The sequence below is a fragment of the Pectobacterium polaris genome, assembly GCF_002307355.1.
GTDB classification, from domain to species: Bacteria; Pseudomonadota; Gammaproteobacteria; order Enterobacterales; family Enterobacteriaceae; genus Pectobacterium; species Pectobacterium polare.
The window spans coordinates 3653557-3667979 of record NZ_CP017481.1 but is presented as its reverse complement, the minus strand read 5'-3'; the positions used below and the strand labels follow the sequence as shown (position 1 = coordinate 3667979).

Here is a 14423-nt window from a genome sequence, read left to right as displayed (position 1 = left end):
AATGAATGATATGGATAAATACTACACAATGAAACCATTTTCATATCCTGAGAAGGCACCATTGGCAGATGGCGAATTCTCAACCGAGAATTGGTGGAGGGTAAGGAAAATAAATGATGATCAGTATATTTTTTTCTGTTTGTCAGGAACACAGGGGACTGAAGAACAAAAAACGGAAATCACAGAAAGTGAATATAATCAATTGATTAATGGTTATTTAACAGCGAGTGACATTTGTTTGAAATATAAAATTGGCTAATGGGGATGCTGTAAATAATTCTGTGTGCAGGTTCCCCTATTGGATATGTTGAATAAAAAAATCCCGGTGACTAAAGATACCGGGATTTTTTTATCTGTCACTCAGTCATAATACGTATCACCAGTTGCCCCTGTTCAACAGTGATGACGACCGGTGTATCGGTCGCAAATCCCGCCGCCTCCAGCCAGTTGCCGGTAAGGTGCAGGCTGGGGCTGCGGCTGTAATAGCGTGTCATATCATGACGATTGGCATGGCGACGGCAGTCTGTTGTTGTGGGATACGGCGAAGCAGGTGCAGGATATCAGCTACGCTGAGCCGTGATGTTGAGCACGCGAATAACGCGCTCAGCCCGATCTTTAACAAAGAGAAAGAGCAAAAACGCCTGAAACAGGCGCAGCTGATTGGTGAAATCGGCGCGCAGATGATGGATATCGTGCGCACGGAAGGCGAGCTGAAAGCGCAGAAAGCGGCGGAAGCCAAGGGCGACGCCAAAGTCAACCGTCCGAAAGACGGTGATTCGGCGAAGGAATGGGAAGTCTATAAAAAAGCGCTGACGGAATCGCCGACCTACAAAGCCGAGATGAAGAAATACGGAACGGGCAGTGATTTCCAGCGTGCGGCACAGGCGGTCACGGCGGGCGGGGACATTCAGAAAGCGATTGCCAGCGGTGCCTCACCGTATCTGGCGCAGTTGGTGAAAGATGTCACGATACCGAAGGATGAAAGCAAAATCACGGCGTCGGATATCGCAGCAAACGCGATGGCGCACGCGGTGGTGGGGGCTGTTGTTGCCCAGCTATCATGTCAGGATGCGGCGACAGGGGCGATTGGTGCCTCCAGTGGTGAACTGATCGCCCGCGCCATCATGGCCGATCAATACCCCGGCAAGACGGCGAACGACCTGACGGAAGAAGAAAAACAGTCGGTCAGCGCGCTTTCCACGCTGGCCTCCGTGCTGCTGTCCGGTCTGGCAAGCAACAGCACGGCCTCCGCCGCCAGCGGCGCGCAATCCGGGCGTAATGCGGTGGAGAATAACTTCTTCGACATGTTGATTGTACAGATTGTTCTGATATCGCTCCTAAACTTCTGGATGCGGCGGGAGATCGAGGGAGAATCATTGAAGTCAGACCTACAACCCCAGATAGTAATTTGAGCGTCTATGAGAATGGTAAAGTCGATCATGAACAGGTTTTTCATCAGGTTTATACTGACGGTAAGTATGTTTACGATCCTAGGGTGTCATTAAAGCCTATTCCTAAAGGTGACTGGGAAAAACATATCAAATCTATAAATCCTAATGGAGTGATGATCTCTGATAAAATTCAAGGGTTAAAAAATGATGAATAGACAAGATAGATGCTTACTTTCTGTTATTGAAAAACTTGGGGAATTAGAGTGGAAACGCTATAGAGAGCGTTATCCTGAAATATGGAACAATGATCATTTTGAGAGGGCTGACTGCTCTAATATACCTCCTTCTACAAGCTTTCGTTTTAAAGAAGAAAATCTTCATGTAATTAATCTTCTCAAAGAGGCATTGGATTTTTATAAAGGGCGGCTTCAATGGAGTATGATAGAGCAACCTAAAAAATATACAGAAGGCGTAAATCGATGCATTATTCCTACATATGTAAAAGAACTAAGAGAAAAAAAGGATGAGACATTTGAGGTTTATGATTATATATCCGAGCACTTGCCAGAATTTGGCCTAATAGCATATGAAGATCTTGTTGGGTTGGCTGACCATGTGCGTTTAGCATTCAAAAATGCTGGGTATGATGTATGAATATTCGTGTGGAATTTTTATCGGTAAGAGTGTAAGCATCCCTTTAAACTGACCTTAAGGTATTGTAATGCTTGGGGGCTGATTCTGACTTATTATGCTGCCTGGCCATACTAGCGCTCCAGAACTGGTATCACTAACAGTATTGGATGGTACTGGAATTTATTAAACTGGGCAAGCGGAGGGCTAAATGAAGTTATTGTTATTTCCCCATATGGGCAACTAATAAAAATTAAGTAAGGTGCGTAAATGTCAATTGACATAACATGTTACACATCAATAGATATTGGTGAGTTGAAGGAAAGGCTAGATATGACGAGGAAACACACTGGTCATCTCTTTGATGGCTCATATATTATGTTTGAGCCGCATGTAATTTTAGGCCGCCAACAACTTGAGTTGATTGATGATCGTATAGAAAAGTACAACCAGGAAACTAAGTTATTAATTGCTGAGGAATTTGGCCTAAAAGAACCAAAATCCTATTTTTTAGTTGCGGTCAATGACAAATCCTTTCCCGATTTGAATATTTCTGAAATAGCAGATGTATTCAGGCAAGAGTTAGGGGAAAAGAACGTTATTGTGCTTCTAAATGGCGAAGATTTAATCTAAATTTTATGATGAATCCCATCCCTAAATACCGCGCTCAACAGCCACAATCACCGACTGTCCGGTATTAGGTTGAATAAAAATCCTCAAGCTTCTTCGAGTGATAGAGTTGCAGTAGAAAACGTTCTTAAAGATATGCTAAATGCTCTTAAGGGAAAAATAATGGTTGAATACATTAATGAGTATCTGAGTATGTTTACTCAGAGGTCAGAGTACATAAAAAATGAAGTAAACCAGAGCATCGAATATTGGTTACCAGATGATCCACCGACAATTTTATTGTTCTCATTGGTAGGTAAGGCATTAGTGAACCAATTGGTGTTGTTAAGAGAGTCAGATAAATTAAATTTTTTCCAGCATATCGAAATGGGAATAACTTCAGAAAATACTGATTTAGCAACTGCGGTAGCAACTGGGCTTGTTGAAGCGTTAGTTACAGCTTCCGATGAAGATGAGTCTGTGTGGGAAAAAATTGAAAATTATCTACATAGTGAATCAAAAAATCATGCGTTATCGTGGAGGGATTTTGGGAAGTAATCGAAGAGTATCGTTTTATTACAAATAATTTTAAAAATGGCCCTCTGAAGAACGTATAATTACTGATACGTTTTATTTTATATCATGGGTAAATAAAAGTAGGATATTAAATGACAAACTCACCTCATATAAATCATGCCATTGAACTATCGCTTGCTGAGGGTAATTCAGTAAAGGAGATCTCAGATGGATGGACTGACTTTTCTCAGGTGATATTTTTTTCTAAAAAAATGTCTCGCAAGTTATGTGTTGAAATAAAAAACAAAGAGCCAATGCTAAGGTATTTCTCCTCGGATAGGACACCGCATAATGAAGCTGATGAAGGATTTATATGTGATGAGTCTAAGATTGCGGTTTCCTATCCAAAATGAATTTTTATAACAAAGTGATCCAAAAATAACGCTCACCAAAAGCACGAAGGAGAAAAATAGATGATCCCCGTCGGATATTTAGCTAAAAGAGTCGCACTAAAATCTGACTGGCTTAGCTCTGAGCAGATAAAAGACATTTACTCGGTGAGCTGTTGTGTCTCTGATGCCTTTTGTGAATATATTCAGTTTTGGCGTCATAACGGTTACTGGCTGTTTGATTCGCCGGAGGTAATTTATTCTCTGGCGAAAGAAGAAGGAATTGATCTGGCCGAGACTATGATGTTTTATTACGAGGCATACGAGTATCAGTACGATGAAGATACAGTAGAATGGAGCCTGTTCGAGCCGGAAGCATCTTTTGACACCGATGTGAAGATACCACAGCAAAAAGTGTTGCAGGGTTTTGATATTGTCTCTTTCCACCTTGAGCAATCACCAGAGTGTTCCTATTTATCCTGCAACCATATGGCACAGGAGCTGGAGGTCAATGCGCATTGTCTGCTGGCGTCTTTTGATGAGGCGAAAAGGCATCTGGAAAGTGGCGTTTTTCACGGCTGTGAGCCGGGGCCATGCAGAATATTTGCGGTGTATTCGGTGCCGGACATATAATTTTATCCCACATAAATTATACGAAACCGAATAGATAAAGCTTCCGCTATAAATAAACATTTCATATTTTTCATTTCTCATGTTGTGTGATATAAGCCATGCATGACTTTATTTAGATAAGCACAAGGTATTTACAATGAAAATCTGTGTCGCGCAAATAGCATCCGTGGTTGGTCATGTCGATGAAAATGTGAAAAAGCATCAGGATATGGTAATTACCGCGGCACAAAATGCTGTCGATATTATTGTCTTTCCTGAACTCTCATTAAGTGGCTATGAGCCTTCATTGGCTGAAGAATTAGCGTTACCATCTGACGAGATTAAATTTGATGCCTTTCAGTCAATGAGTGATGCATATGGAATTTCTATTGCGGTAGGTTATCCTGTCAAATTCAGCGATGAGATAAAAATAACGATGATTATCTTTCAGCCTGAAAAAGAGACGTTATTTTATTCAAAGCAGTTACTTCACCCTGATGAAATGCCTTTTTTTAAACAAGGCAAGCAACAGACTACGGTTAGCGTTGAAGGGAAAGTCGTTGTGCCAGCGATATGCTATGAGTCTTTGCAGCCAGTTCATGCACTTGAGGCCGCGAAATTGGGGGCCGATCTTTATGTGGCGAGCGTGGCAAAGTCCGCTAATGGCGTGATGCAAGCTTATGAGCATTATCCTGTCGTTGCCAGGAAGCACGGGATGTTTGTCCTGATGGCAAACGCGGTTGGTAAAGCCGATAACTTTGTCTGTGCAGGACAGCCGGCGATTTGGGATCGCGAGGGAAAACTTCTCATACAGGTTAATGCGACACAAGAAGCCTTGCTTATTCTGGATACCGAGACAGGCAAGGTAATGATGATTGAAAAGGATCATTGTTCCCGATCTTAACAGTCATTATGTGAATATTAACACTTATGTATTATTGCATTCGGTGAGCGTATCAGTGTTCACCTTTAATTTTCTGGAAGGGGGCAGTAACGCGAATTTTATTAGCTGGTATGATTATTAATAATATCATTTGACTTTGAATTATTGTGATTGGTAAGTAATTCCATTCTATTTTATTAAGATATTGCATCTATCCCACACGAAAGCGTAATCTCATTTTAGCTATTCAATATTTTTAACTATATTGTTCGCTTTTTCTTCGTATGCGTTTTTATTTAATCCTGTAAACTCAAGGCTAAATGTCCCAATGGAAACGGGGAGAGTATCCTCGGACGGGAGATATATTAATGAAGGACTATGCGCTTTCTATTCTGATTTATTTTTGACGATTCTACTTCGTCGCTCCGATCCTGCGTGTCGCTGGCTTGCGATCCGCTGGTTAGACCGTTGCCGTTTTAACGGCGGATAGTTGTCGTTTGTCGGTACGGGTTTTATTCATTAAGTGAAGGAAATCACAATGCAATACACTGGGAAGTACCTGAAGAAAACAGTGCTGATGCTGGCCATGATGGCCGGTCTCAGCGTCGGGCAAAGTCAGGCGGGCGTCGAAATTGAGACGCGTTCGCTGGATCAAATCTATCAGAGTGCGCTGAGAGAAGGCGGAACGGTCACCGTCTATGCCGGTGGCGATGTGCAGTCACAGCAGGCGGGTTTCAAGCGGGCATTTGAGACACGTTTTCCTGGCATGAAACTGAATGTGATTGTTGATTACAGCAAATACCATGATGCTCGTATCGATAACCAATTGGCGACCGGCACCCTGATTCCTGATGTGGTGCAACTGCAAACGGTGCAGAATTTCCCGCGCTGGAAAAAAGAAGGCGTGCTGCTGAATTACAAAGCGCGTGGTTGGGATAAAATATACCCGGAATTTCGTGATGCAGATGGTGCCTGGACCGGTGCCTATGTCATCGCATTCAGTAATTTGGTCAACACCCAGCTTCTGGATGAAAAATCCTGGCCGCGTGAGGTTAATGATTACCTTCGTCCCAATCTAAGAGGTAATTTGATTCTGGCTTATCCGAACGACGACGATGCAGTACTGTTCTGGTACAAGCTGGCCGTGGATAAATACGGCTGGGATTTTGTTAAAAAATTGCAGGAGCAGGATCCCGTCTATGTGCGCGGCACCAACGTACCCGGTGCTGAGATCGCGACCGGAAAATATAGCGCGACGTTTACCAGTTCCGGTGCGCTCGTTCCGGCAGCCGATGCTGTGACCCGCTTTGTCCTGCCGAAGTCCGATCCTTTTGTCTCCTGGGCGCAACGTGCCGCTATCTTCAAACAGGCTAAACACCCGGAAAGCGCCAAGCTCTACCTGAGCTGGGTGCTGGATCCGCAAACGCAAACTCAGGTTTCACGTATGTGGTCGGTGCGTACCGATGTTGAGCCGCCAGTAGGTTACAAACATATCTGGGAATACCGTAATACCCGTCCGCAGGCATTTGCTGATTTCATGTACGATCGCGGTGCGGTAGAACGTTTTCGCGCACAGCTGAGTTTGTATGTGGGTGAAGCGAAAGGCGAACCCACGCCGGGCTGGCTGGGTGTGAATCCAGAGGTGCCTCTGGTTAACTAACGCTTGAAATTATTGCGTTACTTCATGCTGGTCACGTTAATCGTGGCCGGCATTGCATCTGTAAGTACGACATAATTAAGTACCACACGGTTAAGAATCACATCCGAGAATGGCGGTCTTGTTCTGTGAATGGTTTGAGCAAGGTTACAAGAGGGGAATTGCCAATGGCAGCGAACCACCATTGGCGTGTTGAGGATTAATGCTTACTTCTTATTGTTGGGTTTCAAGGTTTCGCCAACGTTCAACAGGAAAATCTCGTTATCGCGAGTGGACACGCGAGTTGAGCCATCCTCCATACGGTAGCCGCCTTCGGTGAAGCCCGCACCATTCAGGAACGGTGCAACGGACTGTGGCTGATTGCGTACCGCCGCTTCCAGCGCTAACAGGGCATAAGGCTCGATGGTATCGACATCAGCATATTGTCTGTTGGGATCGGCCATAAAGAAGCCGTTTTGATAACGCGTGCTGATAATGTTATCGCCCACTTTTTCCGCCAGCGATAGATAGTCTTTCACTTTGCTCGCCTGATACAGATCCAGCAGCGCGAACAGGGCGTAAGGATCGTTGTTCTTGGTAGCGAGATCCACTTTGGTGTCTTTACCCGGCGCTGAACCTAACTCACCCAGCCCCTGTGCGCGAGCGATGCCGCGTGCGACACGCCACAGTTCGGCGTCCGGTGAAACGGTATAGGCGCGAGAATACGAGAGCAGGAATGAATTATCCGCAGGATAAGGCTTGATCACGGTGCCTTTTTTGCCGTAATAGCCATCACGCGGCAGAACGTAGTTGGAAAGATCTTTGCCGTTAGCGAGCATCGGACGGAACGTGTTATCCGATTCGTTGTAGGCATGCTTGGCAAAAGCTTTCAGGCCATCGGTTGTCCACGTCAGAAGTTCCTTACCTTCCGCCCCTAAATCTTTACCCAACTGGAGCTGCATGAGCGCATTTTCGGAATAGATCGTGCTGGTACGTCCTTTCAGCATCATATTGCCTTCCAGTGCGGTAGGGCCGAACTCTGGGCCAAACTGGCGCTGGGCGCGGTCGCCGTATTTGGAATGCGTATCGGCATCGTCAGTCGTTTCATCACGCTTCAGCGCCTGCGTAAACTGATACACGCCGAGTCCAGTTGCTTTATCCCGTGGCAGCACGTACTGCTGTGCCAAACGTTTTGCCCAAACCAGCGCGCCGTCTTCCTTATTGTATTTGTACAGCAGCGAGGCGGAATAGATCAGATCGTTACCCGCATTCAGGAAGCTAAGGCCTTTGGTGGCGAAGAAGGGCGGCTGTTGCTCAAACGGACTTTGCCAGAGCGCGCCTATTTTTTGCCCGTATTTCCCGTGGCGACTGGTTTCCATAATCTTCCAGTCATAAACGTGCGCATTCCAGAAACCGCGGATAAAGCGTGCAGTTGCGTCTTTATCGACGCTGAACATCAAATCGTAGTAGGGATAAGCATTTTTCAGCTCATGCACCATCTCTTTTTCACTCGGTCCTTCCGGCTGTAGCGTTTTTAGATCCACAAAACGGTGGCCGCCCCAAATCAGCAGGCCGCTCTCATCCTGATAGTGCTGAAAGTGATACTTCACGATCGCTTCGGCACGTTGCTTATAGCTAGGGTTGCCGCTCAGGTTGCTGAGCCCGACCAGCACGCGCATCAGGTTCTGCTGAGCGGAAAAGTTGGATAACACGGCGTGGCGACCATCGGGGAAGATCCACTCCATTTGTTTGCCCGTGCGAGGATCGACACCATCAGCAAGCAATGGCGTAGGCGACTGACCGTGATAATGGTCGCCAGCTTTGGTCAGCACGTTATCAACATACTGATTGACGATGGTGAGACGGTCAGGCGTGGCGGCGCTGGCTTGTAAAGCGACCAGACCCGCAAGGAGCGACAGCGCAAATCTTTTCATTTTGTCTACCTGTAACGATGATTCATCCAGAGCTGTAATAAAGGGATCCCGCTTGATGAACAGGATCCCCGAGAAATATGGCGTAGCAGTAAGTTGTTTTAGAAAGGTAAGTCGTTGTTAGAACGTATAGGTGAAGCCGACTTTCCCTTTCCCTTCACGCGATTTCACATCGCGCCCGCTGGCAACATCTTCAACGCCAACGTGTGCGGTCCAGTTGTCGTTGATGGTGTAAGACACGTCGAAATCCTGCTGGTAGTCATGCTTTTTGTTGTTTTGCAGCACGTAATCCGCGTGATAGTAGTAAGCGGTGTACGCCAGCGTGAAATTGTCGAAACCTTTGTAGGCCACGCCCGCTTCATAGCGGTGACGGTGAGTGTCATCATCCGTGCTGGTACGTTTGCTGCGGGTGATTTTTCTGAGGTCATAGCGATATTGCGCATGAAGATCCGTCTTATCAGTCACAGCCCAGGTCAGTTTCAAACCTGGCGTATAGCGTGCGCCGGAACTCTGGCTAGCGCCGATATCGCCCACGGTGCCTTCACCGCTGGTGCCACCGGAATAGAAGCGCGCTTCCAGATTCGGCGTCAGGGTTAATTCAGGCGTTAAGCTATAGGCATAGCCGGTATAAAAAGCATAAGAATTCGAGACGACATCATCGATGGTCAGATCTTTATTCTTATTATAAAAACTCAGTTCAACGCCGACGTACAGGCCATTATCCATAAAGTGCCGCATGCCGATTTCATCACCGTGATAGCGATTCATTGTTCCCCAGCTATGTTCATAGCTGAGTTTAGTATCAGAGGCAGACGCGGAAACAGCATAAATTTGGGCAAAAAGAATACCGGCCACAAGGTAGCGTTTTTTCATTATGGGCACCATTAATATTGATCGTTAATTATGAAAACTGTGCGCTGATAGACAAAATTCATTCATGAATTTATTTTTTCATCAACACGGCAGGAAATACGGCGTATTTCCTTTATAAAATCCTGCATTTCTTAGAAAACGTAGTTGAAACCAACTTTGATTTTCCCCTGACGGCTTGATGATGTGCTGGATTGGCTAATATCATCATACTCAATGTAAGGAGTTAGCTGTTTGTTTAACTTATATTGAACTTTGAACTGATGTTCATAATCCGTTTTCCCATTATCGTAAACCGCGTATTCTCTTTCCGTGAATTCACCCTTGCTATATTTATACGATTTTGTGGTGTTATCACCGATGTAGTAGTTAAAGACGTAAGTCAGATTAATATTATCCAAACCAGAATACGTTACCCCTGCATCCAGACGATGACGACCGGTGTCGGATTTTGACAAATAAGATTCCCCTGCGTAACCATATTTGTCAGATGCGGAAATGGTTGAATAGCGTGAGCTACGAGTGGGCTTTTTATATTCATAGCGGTAGCGGCCATAAGTGGACCAGTCGCTGTTAATTCGGTAGTTATATTTCAGCCCCGACTGGTACATCATGGTTGAATTGCCGATGGAAAATTCAAAGGTCGGCGTTAAGGTGGCGGCCTTGCTGAGCTTGAAATCTTTACCGATTACCATGCCGCCAGAGCCGCCCTGCATGTCATCATAGGCAACGTCGTAGTTGCTGTTCCCACCTGCTGAGGTACTGAATTTGACTTCGTACGACCAGCCGTTGGTTTTCTTATGAATGAGCTTAATGGAGTCTGAGTGGCGGCGATCTTCCGTCTTCCAGTTATGTTCATACTGGAAGGTGGTTTTGCCGTCGGTTTCTGCCTGAGTGAGGAACGGTGTGAATCCGGCACAAACAATGAGTAGGTTACGGGTATTTATTTTCATTTTATCTTTCTCTTTTGGGTAAACAATATTATTGGCGAGCGCAGTCTCTATCTTTAAAACCAGACAGTTGATGTCATTTTTTGGGCGTAAAAATAGAATCACCAGGAATGATGATGACGCCATTTATAATGTCAGACAGGGCTTTCTCCCTGGTAAATCAGGTTGCTATCAATGCATCGATGACTCCTTATATACGACGTAGCTTATGAGTATTTCAATCAGCGAAATGGCTTATGCTGCTGAGTGAAGGTTGATAATTCCCACCGTTTACCGGTTAATCTAATTATCATCAGACTTGATAATTAGGATGAGTGGCATTATGGTGAAAAGGAAACGTTGTTTCATTTATGTGGATCACACATTTGGTTACTCTTTGAAATTTTTTGTAATCATTTCGTCTGATTATTGTAAGTGTCAGGAATAGGCGTAACGGAGAAAAAGATTATCAGAGAAGGAGTGGTATCTCTTGAATGTTAGTGATAATAATGACATGTAATTGAACAACAATTAACCTGTTATCGGCCTTATTTCCCCGCCATCATTCCGAGAATATTCTGTGGAAAGCGATTTCCATAAAATGAATAAGCGGCCAATAGCCATCAAACACCCCTGAATATCGTCAGGAACTTATCGTCGTTTTACCCCACTCAACGCCTAGTTACCTTCGTCATGCTGCGATCGGCACGCTTGCAGGCCTTTCTGTGTTTGCATGACGCGGGAGATCCGTTTGTTAAGCCTGATGACAGTAGAATGAGGACGTGAATGGTCAATCGTATTGAGGGCGGAAGCCGTTGGGGAAGTGCCGCGTCTTTGCCTGCGCAGCATGATACTGAGACTCGCAGGCCGAGTGGGCAACAGACGGCATCGCCAGTTACGCCGTCGGGTTCGCGTTCCATCGATTTTGGCGATGCGTCGCCGAACGTATCGCAGCTTTCCACTGAACGGACTACGACGGCACCTACTCGCATTTTACCCGCTGTGCCGAACGTTGCAGACCGTTCACTCATTGCGGAACCCAAACCGCCCGTCGATCTTCAGGCGATCGACAGCTCAGAGCACAGTAATGCCAGAGCATTGGAAAAGTGGTCGCCGCTATTAAGCGATCTACCGGAAAATGAACGCGAGAAGGCGGCAAAGGCGCTGAATCGCCCGCTGGCGGCGGCGAAAATGCTACAGGATGGCGGAGCGAACGCGGAAAAAGCGCTCATCTACCTGCGTGACAATCCCGCGATCTATACGGCGATGGATACAGCGAAAGACGGTGGCAGAGCCGACGGACATATCTCGAATCGCGATACTAAATCCTTTATTAAAAGCATGGAGCGACGCGCCAGCGATGCCAGCCACGCCGTGAAGGAATATAGGGAGAAAAATCCGGCAGCCGATGCGCAGTCGCTGCGGTTAGTGCAATCTTCCGCGCTATTGCTGGCTAACGAGCCGCTGCTGAATGCCGCCGATGCCAAAACATCCTACACGCATTCTCCGCCGCAAAAGAACGATCGCACCAGTACTCTGACCGATCTGAACGCGATCATGACCGATAACCCGACGCTGTCGCCACAGCTAAAAGCGGCGGCCCAACTGTGGTCGCACCCAGGGTTATTCGGGATTCTGGAACATGCGGATGTCAAAGGGGAGAAACTGGCGCGAGTCCCACATGATGGCAAGCTGATGATGAAGGACATGAAAAGCTGGATTCGCGAACAGGCACCAGTGAACCGTCAGGAAGCGGCGGATATGCTGCACAATGCGGCAGCATTGGGGTTGGCGGCGAAAACCGATATCAGCAAGCTGAATGAGGCGGTTTTCACCCAACCGCAGCAGCACAGCGGGGCGCAAAAATCGGCAGCGCTGGTCAAACTGCAACAGACGCAGGAACAGGTGATAGCGGGGCGCGAATACCGGAATACTGAAGAAACGGAAAAGGTGCTGAATCAACGTATTGAAGTGCTACAGAAAGATGCGGATGTGATTCAGCATTTTGAGCAGGCGGTACCGCGCGAGATAAATACCATTTTACGGTCCGATCCACTGCTGGCGCAGGCGGCGATGAGCCAACGTTTCTCTGCGGCGTCACCGACTGCATCGCGATCTGTTGGGCTGGATTCCGCGCTTTGGGCTGAGTCACACGCGGGGGCTGGAGCAAAAAGCGATGCGCAGGCAGTGAAAGAGGCCGGGCGCAGCGTAATGGATTTTGCCAAATCGTCGCTGCACGCAGAGGATTTAACCAAGGCGGCGGGGAGCAAAACGGCTATTGGACTGGCTGGCAAAGCTGGCGCAGCGATTGCCGGAAAGGTGGTCGGTGCCATTGCGGGTGAGGCCGCCGGTGCGGCTGCCGCCTCTGCCGTTGGCGCGGCCGCAGGGCCAGTGGGGTGGGCGGTAAGCGGGGCGCTCAGCATCGGTATGGGGATCGCAGCGCTGGTGAATTTCTTCAATGCCAAAAGCAAACTCAATAACCGTCGGGAAGATTTTGCCAAAACGGTTAATCCCGCGCTGGAACAGTTCAATATTCCCAAACCGCGCTAATATGCCAGCTTAAATCTCGAAGGCTTAAATTTCAAAAGCTTAAATCTCGAAGCCCGGGGCGACTTCTTTCACCGGTTTTTTACACTCTTCGGGCTTTGGCTGATTCGCCGGGAGGTTTTTACAGTCCGGCGCAAAAGGATTCAGCGCATCGCGATTCAGATAGAATACAAACAGGATCAGAATGATGAGAGGGATCAGAATACGTTTTCTTTTCATGGTTATCTTTAGTTGCGTTGCGGAAAATGTGGATATGTTAAAAAAACAGGAAAAATTCTAACGCGTTACACGGCTTTTGTCTTTAGCCCGCTCGGTTTCCGCCTTATTGTAGTGGCTCGGCATGACGATATCGGCAGAGGTGAAGATGAAAAAGATTCGATTTGCGGCGATTGGGTTAGCGCACAACCACATTTATGACATGTGTCGGCAACTGGTTGATGCGGGCGCGGAACTGGTCGGCGTGTTTGAGTCCGATCCGAATAATCGGGAAAAATTTATCTCACTGTTCCCCGCCGTTCCTTTTGCCGATTCTGCGGAACAACTGATTGCCGACGCGTCTATCGATCTTATTGCCTGTGCGGTCATTCCTAGTGACCGAGCCGAACTGGCACTGCGTACGCTGGATGCCGGCAAAGATTTCTTCACCGCCAAACCGCCGCTGACCACGCTGGAGCAGTTGGATGCCGTCCAGCGTCGGGTCGCGGAAACCGGCCGCAAATTTGCCGTGTACTTTAATGAGCGTATCAATGTGGATAGCGCGCTGTTTGCCGGTGAACTGGTGCAACGGGGTGAGATCGGTCGAGTGATTCAGACGATCGGCGTTGGCCCGCATCGTGAACGCGGCGCGCGACCTGACTGGTTTTATCAAAAACGTCAGTACGGCGGGATCCTCTGCGATATTGGTATTCACCAGATCGAACAGTTTCTCTATTTTACTGGCAATACCGACGCGCGAGTGGTAACCAGCCAGACGGCGAATTATCACCATCCGCACCAGCCAGAATTTGAGGATTTTGGTGATGCGATGTTGCTGGGCGACAATGGGGCAACGGGCTATTTCCGCTGTGACTGGTTTACGCCGGATGGGCTGAGCGTCTGGGGCGACGGCCGCCTGACGATATTGGGGACGGAAGGCTATATCGAAATCAGGAAATATGTCGATCTGACGCGCGGCGAAAGCAACGTCGTTTATCTGGTGAATGGCAAGGGTGAACAGCGCTTTACCCCCGCAGGCAGCGTCGAACGCACTTTTTTCCCAAATTTTCTTCGTGACTGCCGTGAGCGCACCGAACTGGTGATGTCGCAAGCGCATATCTTCAAGGCGACAGCGCTGTCGATTCTGGCGCAGCAGGCCGCGAAGAAGATCGCCTGAGAGAAGGCATTATCCGTATATCAATGACAAACCTTTTTTTCAAACCGTGCTCCGCGATGGCGCACGGCTGTTCCTTTTTTGTGCATGAAAATTGAGCGCCTCAATCTA

At 47.2% G+C, this 14423-nt stretch carries 16 protein-coding genes; 11 read left to right on the top strand and 5 right to left on the bottom strand.

Annotated features, from left to right (window positions below; translation table 11 throughout):
* Position 1: 1 nt before the first annotated feature.
* Complete coding sequence (locus tag BJJ97_RS16555) at positions 2 to 259, top strand: hypothetical protein (RefSeq protein WP_095994654.1); 258 nt, start codon at positions 2 to 4, stop codon at positions 257 to 259.
* Positions 260 to 356: 97 nt separating this feature from the next.
* On the opposite strand, the gene BJJ97_RS16550 is transcribed toward BJJ97_RS16555, so the two are convergent.
* Complete coding sequence (locus BJJ97_RS16550) at positions 357 to 494, bottom strand: SymE family type I addiction module toxin (RefSeq protein ID WP_095994653.1); 138 nt, start codon at positions 492 to 494, stop codon at positions 357 to 359.
* A 3-nt stretch (positions 495 to 497) separates the two neighbouring features.
* Here BJJ97_RS16550 and BJJ97_RS16545 point away from each other — a divergent pair, with 3 nt between their 5' ends.
* From BJJ97_RS16545 to BJJ97_RS16510, 8 genes are all read left to right on the top strand, one after another.
* Positions 498 to 1412: a VENN motif pre-toxin domain-containing protein gene (locus BJJ97_RS16545; RefSeq protein ID WP_095994652.1), complete on the top strand. Its 915-nt coding sequence runs from the start codon at positions 498 to 500 to the stop codon at positions 1410 to 1412.
* Between the two features lie 183 nt (positions 1413 to 1595).
* Complete coding sequence (locus tag BJJ97_RS16535; RefSeq protein ID WP_095994651.1) at positions 1596 to 2045, top strand: hypothetical protein; 450 nt, start codon at positions 1596 to 1598, stop codon at positions 2043 to 2045.
* Positions 2046 to 2291: 246 nt separating this feature from the next.
* Complete coding sequence (locus BJJ97_RS16530) at positions 2292 to 2654, top strand: hypothetical protein (RefSeq protein WP_095994650.1); 363 nt, start codon at positions 2292 to 2294, stop codon at positions 2652 to 2654.
* A gap of 69 nt (positions 2655 to 2723) precedes the next feature.
* On the top strand, positions 2724 to 3188 hold the full coding sequence (locus tag BJJ97_RS16525; RefSeq protein ID WP_227003530.1) for a hypothetical protein: 465 nt from the start codon (positions 2724 to 2726) through the stop codon (positions 3186 to 3188).
* Positions 3189 to 3298: 110 nt separating this feature from the next.
* A complete protein-coding gene (locus BJJ97_RS22015) occupies positions 3299 to 3559 on the top strand; it encodes a hypothetical protein (protein ID WP_125460911.1) in 261 nt (86 codons plus the stop codon).
* A 60-nt stretch (positions 3560 to 3619) separates the two neighbouring features.
* The gene (locus BJJ97_RS16520; RefSeq protein WP_095994648.1) at positions 3620 to 4168 is read left to right on the top strand and encodes a hypothetical protein; all 549 of its coding nucleotides are present in this window, start codon (positions 3620 to 3622) and stop codon (positions 4166 to 4168) included.
* Positions 4169 to 4304: 136 nt separating this feature from the next.
* Positions 4305 to 5051 (top strand): carbon-nitrogen hydrolase family protein, encoded by a 747-nt coding sequence (locus BJJ97_RS16515; protein WP_167385204.1) that lies wholly within the window; start codon positions 4305 to 4307, stop codon positions 5049 to 5051.
* Positions 5052 to 5568: 517 nt separating this feature from the next.
* The gene (locus BJJ97_RS16510; RefSeq protein ID WP_039286330.1) at positions 5569 to 6690 is read left to right on the top strand and encodes an ABC transporter substrate-binding protein; all 1122 of its coding nucleotides are present in this window, start codon (positions 5569 to 5571) and stop codon (positions 6688 to 6690) included.
* 203 nt (positions 6691 to 6893) lie between these two features.
* Here BJJ97_RS16510 and BJJ97_RS16505 read toward each other — a convergent pair whose 3' ends face one another.
* From BJJ97_RS16505 to BJJ97_RS16495, 3 genes are all read right to left on the bottom strand, one after another.
* On the bottom strand, positions 6894 to 8600 hold the full coding sequence (locus BJJ97_RS16505; protein ID WP_095994647.1) for a pectate lyase: 1707 nt from the start codon (positions 8598 to 8600) through the stop codon (positions 6894 to 6896).
* A 117-nt stretch (positions 8601 to 8717) separates the two neighbouring features.
* The gene (locus tag BJJ97_RS16500) at positions 8718 to 9470 is read right to left on the bottom strand and encodes an oligogalacturonate-specific porin KdgM family protein (RefSeq protein WP_095699562.1); all 753 of its coding nucleotides are present in this window, start codon (positions 9468 to 9470) and stop codon (positions 8718 to 8720) included.
* A gap of 131 nt (positions 9471 to 9601) precedes the next feature.
* On the bottom strand, positions 9602 to 10420 hold the full coding sequence (locus BJJ97_RS16495) for an oligogalacturonate-specific porin KdgM family protein (protein WP_095995388.1): 819 nt from the start codon (positions 10418 to 10420) through the stop codon (positions 9602 to 9604).
* Between the two features lie 762 nt (positions 10421 to 11182).
* Between BJJ97_RS16495 and BJJ97_RS16490 the strand changes: the two genes are divergently transcribed.
* Positions 11183 to 12946: a type III effector HrpK domain-containing protein gene (locus BJJ97_RS16490; RefSeq protein WP_095994646.1), complete on the top strand. Its 1764-nt coding sequence runs from the start codon at positions 11183 to 11185 to the stop codon at positions 12944 to 12946.
* Between the two features lie 39 nt (positions 12947 to 12985).
* Here the strand turns inward: BJJ97_RS16490 and BJJ97_RS22160 are convergent, their stop codons facing one another.
* Positions 12986 to 13162, bottom strand: coding sequence for a hypothetical protein (locus BJJ97_RS22160; RefSeq protein WP_167385203.1), 177 nt, complete (start codon positions 13160 to 13162; stop codon positions 12986 to 12988).
* Positions 13163 to 13307: 145 nt separating this feature from the next.
* Here BJJ97_RS22160 and BJJ97_RS16485 point away from each other — a divergent pair, with 145 nt between their 5' ends.
* Entirely contained in the window at positions 13308 to 14315 is a 1008-nt protein-coding gene (locus BJJ97_RS16485; protein ID WP_095994645.1) for a Gfo/Idh/MocA family protein, read from the top strand.
* Positions 14316 to 14423: the final 108 nt, after the last annotated feature.

Excerpts from the sequence above, each read along its gene's own strand:
- BJJ97_RS16555 (WP_095994654.1), top strand. The coding sequence starts at position 2 with ATGAATGATATGGATAAATACTACACAATGAAACCATTTTCATATCCT.
- BJJ97_RS16550 (WP_095994653.1), bottom strand. The coding sequence starts at position 494 with ATGACACGCTATTACAGCCGCAGCCCCAGCCTGCACCTTACCGGCAAC.
- BJJ97_RS16545 (WP_095994652.1), top strand. The coding sequence starts at position 498 with ATGACGATTGGCATGGCGACGGCAGTCTGTTGTTGTGGGATACGGCGA.
- BJJ97_RS16535 (WP_095994651.1), top strand. The coding sequence starts at position 1,596 with ATGATGAATAGACAAGATAGATGCTTACTTTCTGTTATTGAAAAACTT.
- BJJ97_RS16530 (WP_095994650.1), top strand. The coding sequence starts at position 2,292 with ATGTCAATTGACATAACATGTTACACATCAATAGATATTGGTGAGTTG.
- BJJ97_RS22015 (WP_125460911.1), top strand. The coding sequence starts at position 3,299 with ATGACAAACTCACCTCATATAAATCATGCCATTGAACTATCGCTTGCT.
- BJJ97_RS16520 (WP_095994648.1), top strand. The coding sequence starts at position 3,620 with ATGATCCCCGTCGGATATTTAGCTAAAAGAGTCGCACTAAAATCTGAC.
- BJJ97_RS16515 (WP_167385204.1), top strand. The coding sequence starts at position 4,305 with ATGAAAATCTGTGTCGCGCAAATAGCATCCGTGGTTGGTCATGTCGAT.
- BJJ97_RS16510 (WP_039286330.1), top strand. The coding sequence starts at position 5,569 with ATGCAATACACTGGGAAGTACCTGAAGAAAACAGTGCTGATGCTGGCC.
- BJJ97_RS16505 (WP_095994647.1), bottom strand. The coding sequence starts at position 8,600 with ATGAAAAGATTTGCGCTGTCGCTCCTTGCGGGTCTGGTCGCTTTACAA.
- BJJ97_RS16500 (WP_095699562.1), bottom strand. The coding sequence starts at position 9,470 with ATGAAAAAACGCTACCTTGTGGCCGGTATTCTTTTTGCCCAAATTTAT.
- BJJ97_RS16495 (WP_095995388.1), bottom strand. The coding sequence starts at position 10,420 with ATGAAAATAAATACCCGTAACCTACTCATTGTTTGTGCCGGATTCACA.
- BJJ97_RS16490 (WP_095994646.1), top strand. The coding sequence starts at position 11,183 with ATGGTCAATCGTATTGAGGGCGGAAGCCGTTGGGGAAGTGCCGCGTCT.
- BJJ97_RS22160 (WP_167385203.1), bottom strand. The coding sequence starts at position 13,162 with ATGAAAAGAAAACGTATTCTGATCCCTCTCATCATTCTGATCCTGTTT.
- BJJ97_RS16485 (WP_095994645.1), top strand. The coding sequence starts at position 13,308 with ATGAAAAAGATTCGATTTGCGGCGATTGGGTTAGCGCACAACCACATT.